Source organism: Acidicapsa dinghuensis (assembly GCF_025685685.1).
Lineage (GTDB): Bacteria > Acidobacteriota > Terriglobia > Terriglobales > Acidobacteriaceae > Acidicapsa > Acidicapsa dinghuensis.
Genome location: NZ_JAGSYH010000003.1, coordinates 352,594 through 369,133, shown reverse-complemented (window position 1 = coordinate 369,133; position 16,540 = coordinate 352,594). Strand labels below are relative to the sequence as shown.

13 protein-coding genes are annotated in these 16,540 nt (G+C 59.0%); 8 read left to right on the top strand and 5 right to left on the bottom strand.

What is annotated here, in order from left to right:
• Entirely contained in the window at positions 1 to 561 is a 561-nt protein-coding gene (locus OHL22_RS09915) for a thioredoxin family protein (protein ID WP_263336318.1), read from the bottom strand.
• 57 nt (positions 562 to 618) lie between these two features.
• Complete coding sequence (gene ruvB / locus OHL22_RS09910; RefSeq protein ID WP_263336315.1) at positions 619 to 1,659, bottom strand: Holliday junction branch migration DNA helicase RuvB; 1,041 nt, start codon at positions 1,657 to 1,659, stop codon at positions 619 to 621.
• 117 nt (positions 1,660 to 1,776) lie between these two features.
• Here ruvB and OHL22_RS09905 point away from each other — a divergent pair, with 117 nt between their 5' ends.
• The 6 genes from OHL22_RS09905 (at position 1,777) to OHL22_RS09880 (ending at position 9,582) form a co-directional block, all read left to right on the top strand.
• Positions 1,777 to 2,523, top strand: a complete 747-nt coding sequence (locus OHL22_RS09905; RefSeq protein WP_263336312.1) for a dienelactone hydrolase family protein — start codon at positions 1,777 to 1,779, stop codon at positions 2,521 to 2,523.
• 18 nt (positions 2,524 to 2,541) lie between these two features.
• Entirely contained in the window at positions 2,542 to 2,913 is a 372-nt protein-coding gene (locus OHL22_RS09900) for a hypothetical protein (RefSeq protein WP_263336309.1), read from the top strand.
• A gap of 178 nt (positions 2,914 to 3,091) precedes the next feature.
• Positions 3,092 to 4,303 (top strand): glycosyltransferase family protein, encoded by a 1,212-nt coding sequence (locus tag OHL22_RS09895; protein WP_263336306.1) that lies wholly within the window; start codon positions 3,092 to 3,094, stop codon positions 4,301 to 4,303.
• Between the two features lie 304 nt (positions 4,304 to 4,607).
• Complete coding sequence (gene gyrA, locus OHL22_RS09890) at positions 4,608 to 7,436, top strand: DNA gyrase subunit A (protein ID WP_263336300.1); 2,829 nt, start codon at positions 4,608 to 4,610, stop codon at positions 7,434 to 7,436.
• Between the two features lie 211 nt (positions 7,437 to 7,647).
• On the top strand, positions 7,648 to 8,577 hold the full coding sequence (locus OHL22_RS09885) for a DUF5715 family protein (protein ID WP_263336297.1): 930 nt from the start codon (positions 7,648 to 7,650) through the stop codon (positions 8,575 to 8,577).
• Between the two features lie 246 nt (positions 8,578 to 8,823).
• On the top strand, positions 8,824 to 9,582 hold the full coding sequence (locus tag OHL22_RS09880) for a YIP1 family protein (protein ID WP_263336295.1): 759 nt from the start codon (positions 8,824 to 8,826) through the stop codon (positions 9,580 to 9,582).
• Between the two features lie 73 nt (positions 9,583 to 9,655).
• On the opposite strand, the gene fabF is transcribed toward OHL22_RS09880, so the two are convergent.
• On the bottom strand, positions 9,656 to 10,903 hold the full coding sequence (fabF, locus tag OHL22_RS09875) for a beta-ketoacyl-ACP synthase II (protein WP_263336292.1): 1,248 nt from the start codon (positions 10,901 to 10,903) through the stop codon (positions 9,656 to 9,658).
• A gap of 3 nt (positions 10,904 to 10,906) precedes the next feature.
• Entirely contained in the window at positions 10,907 to 11,149 is a 243-nt protein-coding gene (gene acpP, locus OHL22_RS09870; RefSeq protein WP_263336289.1) for an acyl carrier protein, read from the bottom strand.
• A gap of 299 nt (positions 11,150 to 11,448) precedes the next feature.
• Between acpP and rmuC the strand changes: the two genes are divergently transcribed.
• The gene (gene rmuC, locus OHL22_RS09865; RefSeq protein WP_263336286.1) at positions 11,449 to 12,960 is read left to right on the top strand and encodes a DNA recombination protein RmuC; all 1,512 of its coding nucleotides are present in this window, start codon (positions 11,449 to 11,451) and stop codon (positions 12,958 to 12,960) included.
• A gap of 32 nt (positions 12,961 to 12,992) precedes the next feature.
• Here rmuC and OHL22_RS09860 read toward each other — a convergent pair whose 3' ends face one another.
• Complete coding sequence (locus OHL22_RS09860; protein ID WP_263336283.1) at positions 12,993 to 13,568, bottom strand: HIT family protein; 576 nt, start codon at positions 13,566 to 13,568, stop codon at positions 12,993 to 12,995.
• Between the two features lie 921 nt (positions 13,569 to 14,489).
• Between OHL22_RS09860 and OHL22_RS09855 the strand changes: the two genes are divergently transcribed.
• Positions 14,490 to 16,490, top strand: coding sequence for a 30S ribosomal protein S1 (locus tag OHL22_RS09855; protein ID WP_263336280.1), 2,001 nt, complete (start codon positions 14,490 to 14,492; stop codon positions 16,488 to 16,490).
• Positions 16,491 to 16,540: the final 50 nt, after the last annotated feature.

Sequence of the window (16,540 nt, the reverse complement as noted above, 5' to 3'; positions counted from 1 at the left end):
TTATGTCTTCCACTTGATGTTGCATCCAATGCTTGGCTTCTGCTCCTCAGGCACGGGCTGGCCCGCAAGCACAGCATCGAGCGCCGACCGTAGATCTTCGCCAGTCACTGGAACCTCCGATCCTGGCCGGCTCGAATCAAACTGCCCGCGATACACCAGTCGCATCTCATCATCGAAGAGATAGAAATCCGGCGTACATGCGGCCTGATATGCCTTCGCTACATCCTGTGTTTCGTCATAAAGATAGTCGAAGGTAAAGTCCAGCCGCTCCGACTGTTTCGCGAGATACTCCGGCGCATCATCGCGATGCGCCTCGGCGTCATTGCTGCTGATCGCCACAATGCCGACCGGCTTGTCCTCGTAGTCGCGCCCGAAGGTGGCCAACCCCTCTTCCACGTGCTTCACATAAGGGCAATGTGCGCAAATGAACATCACAACCAGCGCCTTGGTCGTGCCGCGAAAGTCATCAAGACGAATGATGTTGTCGCTGATCACCTCCGGCAGCGCAAAATCCGGTGCAGTACTGCCAAGTGAGAGCATCGTCGATTCCGTAAGAGCCATAAGCGTCCTCACTTCCTTTGGATTGCAATCTGGTTGTGTGCGGTTGCGCGGCCGGACTCAGGAGAATAGCTGCGACTGCTTGTTTGGCATCCCAATGCCAAAATGCTCATACGCCAAACGCGTCGCCACACGCCCACGCGGCGTCCGATCCAAAAATCCAATCTGAATCAGAAACGGCTCATACACCTCTTCGAGCGCGTCCACGTCCTCAGCGAGCGTAGCCGCCAGCGTGCCTATCCCCACCGGTCCGCCATCGTATTTCTGAATAATCGTCATCATCAGCCGCCGGTCAATGTCATCGAACCCATGCGCATCCACTTCCAGCATCGTCAGCGCCGCATGCGCCGTCGCGCGGTCAATCGCTCCTGTCCCGCGTACCTGCGCGTAGTCACGTACACGCCGCAGCAGCCGGTTCGCAATACGTGGCGTCCCACGCGACCTCAGCGCAATCTCAGCCGCCCCATCCGCATCAATCGGAATCCCCAGCACCTCAGCAGAGCGCTCCACAATAATCCGCAGTTCGTCTTCGGTATAAAACTCCAGCCGCAGCAGAATCCCAAATCGCGACCGCAGCGGTGAAGACAAAAGGCCCGGTCGCGTCGTCGCCGCCACAAACGTAAACGGACGAATCTCCATCACATGGGTCCGCGCCGCCGGTCCCTGCCCGATGATGATGTCCAGCTTGTAATCTTCAAGCGCCGTGTACAGCTTCTCTTCCAGCACCGGCTGCAACCGGTGAATCTCGTCCAGAAACAGCACCTGCTTTTCGCGCACATTCGTCAGAATCGCCGTCAGATCACCCTGAATCTGCAGGGCTGGCCCCGAAGTCTGCTGAAAACCCACATCCATCTCGTTGGCGATAATCGTTGCCAGCGTCGTCTTGCCTAAGCCCGGCGGCCCAAACAGCAGCACATGATCCAGCGCCTCGCCGCGCGACTTCGCCGCTTCCAGCGCTATCGCCAACTGCTCCTTCGCCTTCGATTGCCCAATGAACTCGCGCAGCCACCGTGGCCGCAGCTTCAGCTCAAAGCCATCTTCCTCGCCGGCGCGCGCCGCGCTCACCAGCCGCTCAGGATCGTCTTTCGGATTGTGCACCATGCTGTGGGAAGTCTATCGGTATGGCTCTCCACAGAGCAACGCCGCCTGTGGACCGCGCCCAACTCCTGTATCCGGAGTGCTACAGTGAACTCGCAATGCCTCCGGAGGACCGTCATCATGATCGTCGTAGAAGAACAAGTCGAGCTAACCACGCCTTGGGGCTCCATGCGCACCCACATCGTCAAGCCCGCAGCCGCAGGCAAATACCCCGGCATCGTCTTCTACTCCGAAATCTTCCAGATCACAGGCCCCGTAGCCCGCATCGCTGCCATCTTCGCCGGCCACGGCTACATCGTCGCCATGCCCGAGATCTACCACGAGTTCGAGGCTCCGGGCACCGTCCTCGCGTATGACAAACCAGGCACCGACCGCGGCAACGATCTCAAAACGACGAAAGAATTAGCGAGCTACGACGCTGACGCCCGCGCCGTCCTCGACCACCTCACCGGCCGCCCCGACTGCACCGGCCAACTTGGAGCCATGGGCATCTGCATCGGCGGCCATCTCGCCTTCCGTGCATCCTTCAATTCCGACGTGCGCGCCACCGTCTGCTTCTACGCCACCGACATCCACAAGCGCTCGCTAGGCAAAGGCATGCACGACGATTCCATCGACCGCGTCGCCGAAACCAAAGGCGAGCTGCTCATGGTCTGGGGTCGCCAAGACCCGCATATCCCCCTGGAAGGCCGCATGGCCGTGCTCAACCGCCTCAACGAAGTCGGCGTCACCTTCACCTGGCACGAGGTCAACGGAGCCCACGCTTTCCTGCGCGACGAAGGCCCTCGTTACGACCCTGAGCTTGCCCGCCAGTGCTTCGGCCTCGCCCTCGATCTCTTCCAACGCAAGCTCGCCCTTGGGAATTGAGCAAGCAGCGTCACCGCCATGAAGATACACATCGTCCACATCGGCTTTCCACTCGACCATCCCATCATCCCGGTCGACGATCGCTCCATCATCGCAAAGCGGCTCAGCGATCTGCAGCAGCGTATGCGCGACCTTGGCTACAGTTACGAAATTCACCATGCTTCACCTGAGACTGGCCTCGACGCCTTCGCACATCGGCTGCGCTCTCGGCCATGCCATGGTGTGCTGATCGGCGGTGGCGTAGCCGGCAATCCCGCCATGAGTTACTTCATGGAGCAGATCATCGATGTGGCCCACTCGCTCGCGCCACAGGCAAAGATCATGTTCTACAACCATATCGACGACCCAGGCGTCATCGTCGGCCGCTGGTTTTCCTCGCCCATACTCTGAAGTGTCGTTGGCGGAACAACGGCTCCATGTAATCTATCGGCACAGCAGCGGCTATTGCGTCAGCAGCGCAATGTTGCAGCAGTGTTGCAACATCCGGCTGCACGGCACGCAGCGGTCCGCATTCCGGTCAGCTGCCCTGGCCGCTCCGATAAACTGGTTCAGGAACCAGTCCTTCTTCATGTCTTTTCGCTTTGGAAAGCTTCGCCGCTTTCGCTTTAATCTGCCCCAGCGCATAGCCGCCGGCATGCTGCTCATCTTTCTCGCTCAGGCCTTCTGGCTCACCAGCCGCCAGACTCTGACTGAGCGCGACTACCAGTACGCGCGTTGTGGCCGCGAAATGTGGGAGCGCCCATCGCCGCTCGCTGGCTACTACACCTCATGCGGCAACATCCATGACGGCATCCTTGCCTACCGCGTCGCTGGCCTGCCGCTCACCCTTAACTTCGCTTACGAACGCTTTGCAGACAATTTTCGCAAGCCCGAAGACAAAGTCGTCCAGACCTTCGACGACCAGATCTCTTCCTGGGAGATGCGCCACCAGCTTACCCACGTTCTCCTGCTCATCCGGCTTCCGTTTATCGCCGCCGGACTACTACTCGGCGGCTCTCTCTGGTGGGTCACGCGCCGCCTCTTCGGCAACCTCGGCGGATACACCGCTCTCGCGCTCTACATCTTCTCGCCTGCGGTCCTTCGCGCCTCCGTCTCCCCAAATCCCGAGATCCTCACGGCGCTCGGTTTCTTCGGCGGCCTCTACACCTGCATCGGGGTCGCACATGCCATGCAGGGACCGCGCCGCAAGTGGCGTCCCCGCATCATCCTGCTTACCGTATGTTTTGCCGTTGCGGCGGCTTCACATATTGCCTCTCTGCTGCTTCTGCTCGGCGCCGGCTTTGTCTTCATGCTCTGGATCGCCGAAGGCCGCCGCAGCCAGATTGTCCCCGTGCTACTCGTCGTCGCCGTCGGAGCGTTCATCCTCCTCTTTGCCTGCTACGGCTTCTCTCCCGACGCCTTCAGCTATCTCTTCCGTTCCGACGCAGCACAGCTAGGCCTCTCGCTCCAGCCCGCAAAGCGCTTCTTCCCCACGCCTGGCAACGCAGGCATCGTCGTTGCAACCGCTTCGGCCCTGCTGCTCTACTTCGGGCTGCGCAAGACGCTCTACTTCGGGAACACCACCCCGTTCCTCACTGCGATCCTGCTCTTCAGCGTCATCACGGCCGGCGTGCCCGGCAATCCCATCCTCTGGGGAGTACCGTTTCTCCTCGCCTTCATCGCCGGAGTCTTCGCTGATGCCTACGACTCCCCGCGCCGCCGCCTGGCCATCGCCGCCGCCGGAGCCATCGTTGCTCTCCAGGCCGTCGTCTGCATCCTCAGTCTTCCCGGCCTCATCTAGGCAGGCCGGCGTCCGGTCTACGAAAAGTAAGTTATATCGCATCCTCGATTCGCTGATGCTTCATCCCTGAGCCTTTTCAGCAAGCCTTTTGGAGCCGATTTTCGTCTTCAAAATCCCGCATTTTGCGGGCCGAAAAACTGCTCATCGCATCCCGGCTCTAAATATAAGTAAAATAAGGATTTATTTGTCAGTTTCCGCCTTGCCGCAACACCCCGTCAGCCGGTACAATAAAGTCAGCGCTCAGAAGGCCCTAACCGCCTGATTTCTCAGCCTTTTTCGACACCCTTCGTGCGCGTCCCCTTCTATGGCAGACGATCAGAATCCGCAACTCCCCCTCGAAGCCGGCGGCACTCCTCCGGGTGGCTCCAACGTAATCCCCATCAACATTGAAGAGGAGATGCGCCGGTCGTATCTCGACTACTCGATGTCGGTGATCATCGGCCGTGCTTTGCCTGACGTCCGCGATGGCCTCAAGCCCGTCCATCGCCGCGTGCTCTACAGCATGAGCGAGATGGGCCTGCAGCACAACAAGAAGTACACCAAGTGCGCCAAGGTCGTCGGCCAAACCATGGGTGTCTTCCATCCCCACGGCGACTCGGCCATCTACGACACCCTCGTGCGCATGGCGCAACCCTTCTCACTGCGCTATCCGCTCATTGACGGTCAGGGTAACTTCGGCTCCGTCGACGGCGATCCGCCGGCGGCTATGCGTTACACCGAGTGTCGTCTCGAACGCATCGCTGGCGAAATGCTCGCCGACATCGACATGGAGACCGTCGATTTCGTCCCCAACTACGACGAGTCGACTGCCGAGCCCTCCGTTCTGCCTACACGCTTTCCCACGCTTATCGTCAACGGCTCCAATGGCATCGCCGTCGGCATGGCGACCAATATTCCGCCGCACAACTTGACGGAAGTACTGAACGCGGCCATCGACCTGGTTAACAACCCCAGCGCCGGTCTCCTTGACGTCCTCAAACACGTTCAGGGGCCAGACTTCCCAACCGGCGGCTTCATCTTCGGACGCAGCGGCATCGCCGACGCCTACCGAACTGGCCGCGGCCGCTTCCTCATGCGCGCCAAGGTGGCGACCGAGAACCTGACGAAAGAAAAGCAAGCCATCATCGTCAGCGAAATTCCATACCAGGTCAACAAGTCCAAACTCATTGAACGCATCGCCGACCTGGTTAACGAAAAAATCATCGATGAGATCAGCGACGTCCGCGATGAAAGCGATCGTGACGGCATGCGCATCGTCATCGAGCTCAAACGCGGCGCCCAGCCTGAGATTGTGCTCAACCAGTTGTACAAGCACACCCAGATGCAGGACAGCTTCTCCATGATCTTCCTCGCGGTCGTCAACGGCGCGCCGAGGGAGCTGCCTCTGGTCGATGCTATCCGCAGCTTTATCGATCACCGCATCGACGTCGTTCGCCGCCGCACCGTCTACCTGTTGCGCAAGGCCCGCGAGCGCGAGCACGTCTTAGAGGGTTACAAGATCGCCCTCGACAATCTCGACACTGTCATCCGCATCATCCGTGGATCGGCCTCTCGCGCCGAAGCTCGCGAGAATCTCTACATTTGGGGGCAGGGAACCGAGATCGTCGTCAATCTCGACCGTGAACGTCTGCCCGGCGAAGAGCGTGGTCTCACCTATCGCCAGGTCGATGCCATCCTCGAACTGCAGCTCTATCGCCTCACCCAGCTCTCGGTCGATGAAATCCTCAACGAGCTCGCCGAGATCCGCCGCAGGATCGCCGAGTACGAGCTGATCCTCTCCAGCGACACCCGCCTCCGCGAAGTCATCGTCGAAGAGCTCAAGGAAGTCCGCGACAAGTACGGCGACAACCGCCGCACCGTCATCGTCGACGAAACCGCCGAGCTTCAGATGGAAGACCTCATCGCTGATGAGCAGGTCGCCGTCACCGTCAGCCATCAGGGCTACCTCAAGCGGACGCCCATCAGCACCTATCGCCAGCAGCGGCGCGGCGGCACGGGCCGCACCGGTATGAAAACCCGCGATGAAGATTTCGTCGCGCAGCTCATCATCAACTCCACGCACGCCTACCTGCTTTGCTTTACCAACACAGGCCGCGTTTACTGGCTCAAGGTCTATGAGATCCCCGACGTCGGCGCAGCCGGTAAGGGTAAGTCGATCCAAAGCCTGTTGAGTCTTCAGCCTGGCGAAAAGGTCATCACCATTCTCGCCATCCGCGACCTCGAAGAGGAAGGTAAGTTCGTCCTCTTTGCGACCCGCAACGGCATTGTCAAGAAGACGCCGCTCAAGGACTTCAGCAATGTCATGGCGCGCGGCATCATCGCCATCGCCATCGAGAAGGACGACGATCTCATCGAAGCCGCCATCACCAACGGCGGTCAGACCATCTTCCTCGCCACACGCGAAGGCATGGCCATCCGCTTCGACGAGAAGTATGATCCCGAGCGCAGCGGCGCTGGTCTTCGTCCTATGGGCCGCAACGCCGCCGGCAACAAGGGTATTTCACTCAAGAAGGGTGACCAGGTGATCGGCGTCGCCGTCACGGACTGCGACTCCACTCGCGAAAAGATCCGCGACGAGTTCGCCGCAAAGACCAACCAGACGAAAAAGCTCGAAGCCCTGCGCAACGCCGAAAAGCAGGCGCACGATACCCTGCAGCACGCCCGCGAAGCCCGCCGCAACGGCAGCCCTGAGGACGAAAAGCTCAAGACCGCCGAGCGCAACGCCGAAAAGGCCTGCGAAGATTCGTGGAAAGCTCTCAAGGATCTCGACGAAAAGCTCGGTGTTCCCAAGACCCTCATCCTCACCGTCACGGAAAACGGCTACGGCAAGCGCACCGACATCGATGAGTATCGCCTGACAGCTCGAGGTGGCCAGGGTGTCGCCAACCTCAAGGCCAACACCAAAGTCGGCAAAACCATGAACGTCCTCACCGTCGATGAGACCAGCGAACTTATGGCTATCAGCCAGTTCGGCAAGATCATTCGCATCGACACTACCTCTATCCGCAAGGCGGGCCGCTCCACCCAGGGCGTCAAGCTTCTCGATCTCGAAGCAGAAGACAAGGTCGCAGCAGCTGTCGTCATCCCCGCCGAAGAGATCAAGGAAGACGACCAGGGTACGCTGCTTTCGTAGCTCAACTTCAACTCATAAGCCACAAGCAAAACGGGCATCCATCTCGGATGCCCGTTTTGTTTGCCCTCTGGAAACTATGTAAACTGCAGCAAAAATCTCGCTGATTATCAGACCTCCCGGCACCAATCTCGCCACCTTTCTCCGCGCAACCCGTCTAGTACACTGATACTGCTCAGGTTTCTCCGCGAACCCTCGCAGAAGTCCCCCTTTGATGCGACGTTCGTCTTTCATCTCGTTTTGGACCGCGCTAGCTGCCGGTCTTGCCCTGGTTCTCAGTGTCGTAGGCACCGCTTTTGCTGCGCCAGCCCATCGTCACGCCCGCGCTCACGCGCACTCCACCCAATCCACAAAGAAAACCGCGGCCGCATCCTCGCGTCGGCACAGCTCTTCAGCCACTCGCCGCATTGCTTCGAGCACCCGCCGTCCTCGCACCACATATAGCCCAGCGAGATCGGAAGTTCGCACCAGCTACGGATACCGCAGCCGCTCGCGCAACTCCCGTTACCAGACCGCTGAGTTCCGGCAGGTTCGCTTCAATATCCCTTCGCCTCTTCGTGGATCGCACGAGTCGCTCGTTCACCAGAACGAGATGGCCGAAGCCGAAGGCCTTGAGCGCATCCTCGATGAAACCGACCTGGAAAATCGCATAGCCTCGGGGTCTCTCGTGCCTGTGCCAGTGTCAGCGGCTCTTTCCGTCAATACTGACCTGCCCGAAAACCACCGCTACTGCCGTCCATGGACAGCTCAGTTCCTCCATGACTTCTCCCAGGCACACGCCGCCAAATTCCCTGGCCACTCGCTTGAGGTCACCTCGGCTGTTCGCACCGTCGAGTACCAGCGTCAACTCCGCCGTATCAACGGCAACGCAGCGGCTGCAGATGGAGACATCGCGTCCCCTCATCTCACCGGCGGCACCATCGACATCGGCAAGTCCGGCCTCTCCGCACGCGAAATCGGCTGGATTCGCGCCTGGCTCATCCCCCTCGAGCAGCAGGGCAAGATCGACGTGGAAGAGGAGTTCCGCCAGGCCTGCTTCCATATCTCCGTCTACAAGAGTTACGTCGATCCCACCTCGCCCTCGCATGCACCGCGCGTCTCGCCAATTGAGTCAGCCACCATCCTCGATCCCGGCGCTCGCTAGAGCAATCAGCTAGAGCAACACATCGACAAGCAGCCAAGCCGGCTTTCCTCTCGAAAGCCGGCCTTCTTCTTTTTGCGAGCCATCCTCTGCTCTAACCCTGCAACCAATCAGATTCCATATCAACCTTTTGTTCATCAACCTCTCTGTACTTCGGCGTACAATCTCGGCCAAGCGGAACCATAGGAAAGTAAAACCCGTATACGAACCCGCAACGTCGTAACGGATCTTCACAAGAGGCCAAATCCAATGAGCGACATTTCCGTCCCCGTAATGCCTGGAGCACTCGATACCCCACCCCTCACACAGGGGCAGCGCGTTATCTACACCTTCACTGCTCCATCCAAGACCTTCAAGGACATCATGCGCAGCACCAGCTGGTGGCTGCCATTTCTACTCTCTGTGATCTTCACCTATGCGCTCTTTGGCGCCGTGGGAGCAAAGGTTGGTTGGCAGCAGGTCGCTGAGAACAGCATCAAGCAAAATCCCAAGCAGTCCGAGCAGTTCGACAAACTCACACCAGATCAACGTGCGACCCAGCTCAAGATCGCCGGAATGGTCACTGAAGGCATCTTCGCGGTCTTCCCCATCATTTCTCTCATCAGCGTAGCCATCATCGCCGGAGTGCTGATGGCCACCATCAACTTCGGTTTTGCAGGAAAGGCAAGCTTCTGGCAGGTCTTCGCCGTCGTCTGGTATGGAGGCTTGCCCGGTTTGCTTAAGGTCGTTATGGGTGTAGCCGCGCTCTTTGCGGGAATGGCTCCGGAGAGCTTCAACTCGCAGAACTTTTCCGGCACCAACATCGGCTACTACCTGTCTCCTGATACCGCAAAGCCCCTTCTCAGACTCGCCACCTCACTCGACGCTGTGACCATCTGGACGTTGGTGCTCTACGCTATCGGCATCTCCATCGTCGCCGGTGTTAAGCGCTCTTCAGGCTTCGTCGCTGTCTTCGCCTGGTGGATTCTGATCGTGCTCGGCGGAGTAGGATTGGCAGCAATCTTCTAACACAGCTTCCACTCGCAAAATAAAAGGCGCATCCATCGCGGATGCGCCTTTTACTTTGTGTTCGAAAACCTTGCTATTCGGTCCAGCGCCGCATCACCAGCGTTGCATTGATGCCGCCAAACCCAAACGAATTCGATAACGCCACATCAATCGGCGCATCGATCGCCTTGTTCGGCACATAATCCAGAATGCAATCCTCACCCGGCGTATCGAGATTCGTTGTCGGCGGCAGCTTCTGGTGCATCAGCGCCAGGGCCGTAATGCCTGCTTCCAGACCGCCCGCCGCACCAAGCAGATGCCCGGTCATCGACTTCGTACTGCTCACCTTGAGCTTCCTGCTCGTCGCATGCTCGCCAAACACCAGCTCAATTGCTCGCGACTCATTGCCATCGCCCGCCGGTGTCGAGGTCGCATGTGCGTTCACATACCCAACCGCTTCGGGAGCAATTCCCGCATCCCGCAGCGCCGCCCGCATACTCCGCTGCGCACCTGCGCCCTCTGGAGCGATACCGGTCATGTGATACGCATCTGCGCTCATGCCGTAGCCAATAATCTCGCCCAAAATCTTCGCGCCGCGCTTCTTTGCAAATTCCAACTCTTCCAACACCAGCATGCCCGCGCCTTCCCCCAGCACAAAGCCATCGCGATCCTTGTCAAAGGGCCTGCTTGCCTTGGTTGGATCGTCGTTGCGCGTCGACAGCGCGCGCATGGCTGCAAAGCCGCCAATCGAAAGCTGGGTCACCGCCGCTTCCGATCCGCCCGCAATCATTACGTCTGCTTCGCCATGCTGAATCATCCGGAATGAGTCGCCAATGGAGTTGGCCGAAGTGGCGCAGGCTGTAGCCGTAGCCGAGATCGGCCCCTTCGCCCCATAGCGAATGCTCACCTGGCCCGCCGCCATATTCACAATCGAAGCCGGAATAAAGAAAGGAGAGATCTTACGCGGACCGCCAGCCAGCAGCGCCTGATGTTCGCGTTCGATAATCTCGAATCCACCGATGCCCGATCCGATAAATACACCGACGCGCTCTTCATTCTCCGGCGTAATCTTCAGTCCGGCCTGCTCCATCGCCTCATGCGTCGCGGCAATAGCCAGATGAATAAACCGGCCCATTTTGCGCGATTCTTGTTTATCGACGAACTGGAGTGGATCGAAGTTCTTGACCTCGGCGGCAAAGTTGACCCGGAAGCCCGTCGTGTCAAAGGCGGTAATCGGCCCAACTCCGCTGGCCCCTGCCAGCAGTTGGCCCCAGACCTCATCGGTTGTATTGCCGACCCCGCAGATCAGTCCGAGGCCCGTAATGACGACGCGGCGTCTCACCTCTTACTTGCCCGCCTTTGCGTTCTTCTCGATGTAATCAATTGCGTCCTTGACCGTCTTGATCTTCTCCGCATCCTCGTCGGGGATCTCCAGGTCGAAGGCCTCTTCAAACTGCATGACCAGTTCAACTACGTCGAGTGAATCTGCGCCGAGATCTTCCTGGAAGCTGGCGTTCGGCGTCACTTCGGCCTCATCGACCTGCAACTGCTCGACGATGATCTGTTTAACTTTCTCTTCCACTGCCATGTGCTGAATCTCCTCAGAGTTTTCTCAAATCTTGCGCAATTCGACCCGCTAAGTTTCTTCTGGTCCGACTCGCAGCCTACCACATTCTGCGCCGCAGCCGTGGCCTTGTGCAGAAACAAAAAACACAGCGCCCAGAATCTCCAAGTCTATCGGTCTCCACGAAGCCATGTAAAGCGCGCTGCCTGCTTAAAACAGGCTCAATCGCGCTTTGCGGGATGGCAAACGAAAATCTCCCCGCCGCTCAAGGTTTGCACAAGCGAAAGGCGTAGAATTGGCGAAACACCGGAGGCCTCTACTCTGTGACCATAACGCTCGCTCTGCTCCTCGGCATAGTCGTCGGAATCGCCATCGGCGCTATCGCCGCGACCCGCATCTCCGCCGCAAAAGCTCAAGCCGAACTGCGCCTCCGCGAACAGAGCGAAGCCACCAACCGCGCCCAGATAGCCGTCCTCCAGACTGAGCTATCGCAATCGCGCTCCGATGCAGAATCGAGAGGGCAGGCCCACACCGCCGCTCAATCGCAGCTCGCTTCGGCAACGGCCCTTATCGAAGAACGCAACCGCCAAGCCGATGCTCTCCGCTCCGAAATCGAATCCCTCCGCACCGATCTCCTGAGGTCCTCCGAAACCAATCTCCAGCAGTCCTCGCAGATCAGCCGCCTCGAAACCGAATTGCGCAGCGAGCGCCAAAGCCTCGCCGAAAAACTAGCCCTGCTCGAAACCGCAAAGCAGTCCCTCGCCAACCAGTTCCAGGCCCTCGCCGGCGAAATCCTCGATCAGAAATCCCGCAGTTTCTCCGAGGCCAATCAAAAAGAACTCGGCAATCTTCTGCAACCGTTGCGCGACCAGCTCAAAGACTTCCGTGAAAAGGTCGAGCAGACCCACGTCCAAACGCAGACAGGTGTCGGCAAGCTCGAAACCCTGGTAAGCAGCCTAAATCAGATGAATCAGCAGCTTGCCGTCGAAGCTCACAATCTCTCCACAGCCCTGCGCGGCTCAGCCAAAGCCCAGGGCGACTGGGGCGAATTCATCCTCCGCGACCTCCTGGAAAAAGCCGGCCTTCGCGAAGGCGAACAGTACCGCTTTCAGGAATCCTTCAGCGCTGAAACCACCGACGACGGTACCCGCAGCCGCGCCTCCCGCACGGACGTTATCCTCAATCTGCCCGGCAACCGCCATCTCATCGTCGACTCAAAGGTCTCGCTCAACGCCTACACCGACTACGTCAACGCCACCACCGATGATCTGCGCAAAGCCGCTCTCAAGAGTCACCTCGTCAGCGTCCGGACCCACTTCGACGGCCTCTCCAAGCGCGATTACCACAAGCTGCGCGGCATCGACTCGCCCGATTTCGTCGTCATGTTCGTCCCCATCGAGCCGGCCTTCCTGCTCGCCATGCAAGAGGGCGGCGACCTCTGGCGCGATGCCTACGAGCGCAGCGTCCTCCTCGTCGGACCCACCACGCTTCTCTTCGTCATCCGCATCATCGACAACCTTTGGCGTCAGGAGCAGCAAGCTCGCAGCGTGCAGGAGATCGTCGATCGCGGTACAAAGCTCTACGAGAAATTTGTCAACTTTGTCAGCGATCTGGAAGACGTTGGTGAAGCTCTCCGTAAAGCCGGCAAGAGCTACGACGGAGCCATGAACAAGCTCAGCACCGGCTCCGGCAACCTCGTTGGGCAAGCAGAAAAGCTGAAACGCCTCGGCCTCCCAACCGGCAAGCAGCTATCCCCGAAACTCCTCGAAAACGCCGGCCTCGACGAAGAGGACCCCATCCAGCTTTCGCTGGCCGCTGAAGCCGACAAATCCTGACTCAGCGAACAAGCGCAGGGCGGCTAACCTCTCTAGCTCTGCTGCAGCTCTGCAAACCCATCCCGCATCCGTCGCCAGGTAATCTCCAGATCCTCCGGCATCACCCGAGTCTCGCCCACCGTGGTCATGAAGTTTGTATCCCCCACCCATCGCGGTAACGCATGCAGGTGCAGATGCCCGGCCACGCCCGCGCCGGCCGCCTGTCCCAGATTTAACCCAAAGTTCATCCCATGCGGTGAATACAGCTTCGTCAACACACGCTCCGTCCGCTGCGCCAGGTCCATCATCTCGTGCGCAGTCTCCACAGGCAGCGCCGCCAGGCTCGCCTCATGCACCTTGGGAATCACCATCACGTGCCCCGACGTGTACGGATACGCGTTCAGGCAAATAAAGCAACTCTGGCCCCGCATTACCAAACCGCCCATCTTTTCCGCTTCGTCAACAGGCGTCCCATTCGCAATCGCATGATCCACCGCCGCCAGCAGATTGCAGAAAACGCAGCCTAAATCTCCCGACCACTCTTCGAGTCCTGCCGGAACTCCCGGCCGTATCGCCTTCTCGGCATTCGTTACATAGCGGTAGCGCCACGGCGTCCAAAGCAGATCCATAGCCCGGAGTATATCGGGACTATCAAAAATCTGTGCCGTACAGGACAATAGACAACCGTATGCTTTGACGGATTGACCGAAAGTGCCAGTCACATTACTCTGGCGGGAATGAAACTGCCGCCATGGCTGCTCCCAGCTCTCTTTATCCAAACCGTAGCCGGAATTGCGCTTGCCTTCCGCCCTCTATCGATACATATTTGGAAGCCAAACGGGAGCAATGGCGACAACCGCAAGTGGCTTTTATCCAGTGCCGGAGTTCTCTTATTAGTGAGTGCAGGTCTTGGCTGGTATGGCTTGTCACACACCCATATCTGGTATTGGGGATACTCTCGGATTCGTTTGCTCAATCTCTGCCTCGATTTGATCGCGCTCGCAATCCTTTGTTTCTCCGGGACTCGGACGAGATTTATCGCTTCGACCGAAACAACAGAAGAGGATTGAGTTTTTCGCAAGGATGCTTTGAATCACCCGCTCACAACCCAATGCACTACTCTGAGGAAGCTAAATCCGCACAATCTGAGACGTACACGGCTCAGTTGCACCACTTTCGCAGCACCTTATTTGAATAACCCGTTGCAAAGGCTTTCACGGCAACTGCTTGCATTGACGCAGCTAACCTGCATTGCTACACTTCAGGAGTACCCTTATGCCCGGATTCCTGCATAAGGGTCAGGCCTGCCCGCCAGCCGGCCAATCCTTCACACGTGATTTCCCGAGTAGATACACGTAGATTCCGGCCCTTCTTTCGGCAAGATTCTTCCTGCTCCACTCGCAATCGCAATCGTTAAGGATTTGCCAGGTGCAGTCATCGACGGGCACTCGCCTTCGCCCTGTGCTACTGCGCGGCGCTGGGCAATCACCGAAACAGGAGATATCGATCCTCCTGCCCTCGGCGAGCTAGGAATCGCGGAGCTGGCAGTTATGGCAGACGTCCTCAATCTTGAAACCGAGAGCAAACCCCTGAACACCGAAATGGAAACCCCTGTCCTTGAGTCCGCGGCTGAGGCTGAGTCCTCGTCGCTCGAATCCACCCACAACCCCGTTGCCGCCGAAGCTGAAACGGCTGAGACCGAAACGGTAGACGCTCACACCGTCGCTACCGCTCTGGCCAACGTGGAATCGCAATCCGCTGCTACCCCGGCAGTTGAATCCGCCCCGGCGCCGGTCGCCGAGGCCGCTCCAGCACCCGTTGCTGCAGCCGAGCCGGATCACGATCATGATTTTGACGCAGGCGACGACTTCTCCGCTCAGCTTGAAGCTTTCGAGCGCGAGCAGGCAGCAGAAGCCGCGGCCGTCGAGGCCTATGGCGACAGCATCGTCAGCGGCACCGTCATCAAGATCACTGATAAGCATGCGGTCATCGACGTGGGTCTCAAGTCCGAGGGGCTCCTGCCTATCGAGCAGGTCGTCGACCACAACGGCGAGCCCAAGTTCAAGCCCGGCGATACGATCGAAGTTGTCATCGAGCGCGAAGAGCCCGAGGGCGGCTACCTGGTCAACTTCGACAAGGCTCAGCGCCTCCGCGTGTGGGACGTCATCGAAAAGGCCGCCAACGAGAAGACCCCGGTCATCGGCACGGTAGTCAGCCGCGTTAAGGGCGGCTTGACCGTTGACATCGGCCTCAAGGCATTCCTGCCTGGCTCGCAGCTTGAGATTCGCCCCGTCCGCAACCTCGACGGCTATCTCGGCCAGCAGATCGAAGTCCGCGTCATCAAGCTCAATAAGAAGCGCGGCAACGTCGTCGTCTCCCGCAAGGAAATCCTTGAGGAAGAGCAGAACGCCAAGCGTTCCACCACTCTCGAGCACCTCGAAGAGGGCGCGGTTCTTACCGGCACCGTTAAGAACCTCACCGATTACGGCGCGTTCGTCGACCTCGGTGGCATCGATGGCCTGCTCCATATCACCGATATGAGCTGGGGCCGTCTCACCCACCCCCGCGACCTCGTCAACGTCGGCGATGAGATTCAGGTCAAGGTTCTAAAGTTCGACAAAGACAAGCAGCGCGTCTCTCTCGGCTTTAAGCAGCTCACGCCTGATCCGTGGCTCGACGCCGTTGAGCGTTACCCCGTTGGCGCACACGTCCACGGCCGCGTCCTTTCGGTGACGGATTACGGTGCGTTTGTTGAGCTTGAGCAGGGCATCGAAGGTCTCGTGCACGTCTCCGAGATGACCTGGTCTAAGCGCATGAAGCACCCGTCCAAGCTGGTCAAGCCGGGTGACGAAGTTGAGACCGTCGTTCTGAGCGTCAACCCCTCAGACCGTCGTATCTCTCTCGGCATGAAGCAGCTCCAGGAAAATCCCTGGGAAAATCTCTCTGACCGCTATCCCTCCGGCCAGATCGTCGAGGGCCGCGTTCGCAACCTCACCGACTTCGGCGCCTTCATCGAAATCGAAGATGGCATTGACGGCCTCGTCCACGTCTCCAACCTGAGCTGGACCAAGCGCGTCAAGCACCCCTCTGAAGTCCTCAAGAAGGGTGAAAAGGTCAAGGCAGTCGTTCTCGGCGTCGAGCCGGAAAACCGCCGCCTCTCGCTGGGCATCAAGCAGCTCCAGCCCGATGTGTGGGAGACCTTCTTCGCTCAGCACCGCGTCGGCGACGTCGTCCACGGCAAGGTTCTGCGCACCGCGCAGTTCGGCGCCTTCGTCGAAATCGCCGAAGGAGTCGAGGGCCTTTGCCACGTCTCCGAAGCGGTCGACGCACACGGTCAGCCGATTCACCTCGAGCAGGGCCAGGAGCATGAGTTCAAGATCATCAAGATGAACGTTGATGAGAAAAAGGTCGGCCTCAGCATCCGCGCCGTAGGCGAAGAAGCCAGCCGCGCTGAAGTCGAACACTACAAGGCTCCCTCCAGCCACTCCTCGCAGAGCAGCTCCACCACCACCCTCGGCGACCTGGTCAACTGGTCCAAGAACCGCCGCTAAGTCCGGCTGTTTCCACTCAGCACAAAGGCCACCTCGCAAGGGGTGGCCTT

Coding starts and splice junctions, on each gene's coding strand:
- OHL22_RS09885 (WP_263336297.1), top strand. CDS start 7,648: ATGCGACGTTCGTCTTTCATCTCGTTTTGGACCGCGCTAGCTGCCGGT.
- OHL22_RS09860 (WP_263336283.1), bottom strand. CDS start 13,568: ATGGATCTGCTTTGGACGCCGTGGCGCTACCGCTATGTAACGAATGCC.
- OHL22_RS09855 (WP_263336280.1), top strand. CDS start 14,490: ATGGCAGACGTCCTCAATCTTGAAACCGAGAGCAAACCCCTGAACACC.
- OHL22_RS09895 (WP_263336306.1), top strand. CDS start 3,092: ATGTCTTTTCGCTTTGGAAAGCTTCGCCGCTTTCGCTTTAATCTGCCC.
- gyrA (WP_263336300.1), top strand. CDS start 4,608: ATGGCAGACGATCAGAATCCGCAACTCCCCCTCGAAGCCGGCGGCACT.
- acpP (WP_263336289.1), bottom strand. CDS start 11,149: ATGGCAGTGGAAGAGAAAGTTAAACAGATCATCGTCGAGCAGTTGCAG.
- OHL22_RS09915 (WP_263336318.1), bottom strand. CDS start 561: ATGGCTCTTACGGAATCGACGATGCTCTCACTTGGCAGTACTGCACCG.
- OHL22_RS09900 (WP_263336309.1), top strand. CDS start 2,542: ATGAAGATACACATCGTCCACATCGGCTTTCCACTCGACCATCCCATC.
- OHL22_RS09880 (WP_263336295.1), top strand. CDS start 8,824: ATGAGCGACATTTCCGTCCCCGTAATGCCTGGAGCACTCGATACCCCA.
- ruvB (WP_263336315.1), bottom strand. CDS start 1,659: ATGGTGCACAATCCGAAAGACGATCCTGAGCGGCTGGTGAGCGCGGCG.
- OHL22_RS09905 (WP_263336312.1), top strand. CDS start 1,777: ATGATCGTCGTAGAAGAACAAGTCGAGCTAACCACGCCTTGGGGCTCC.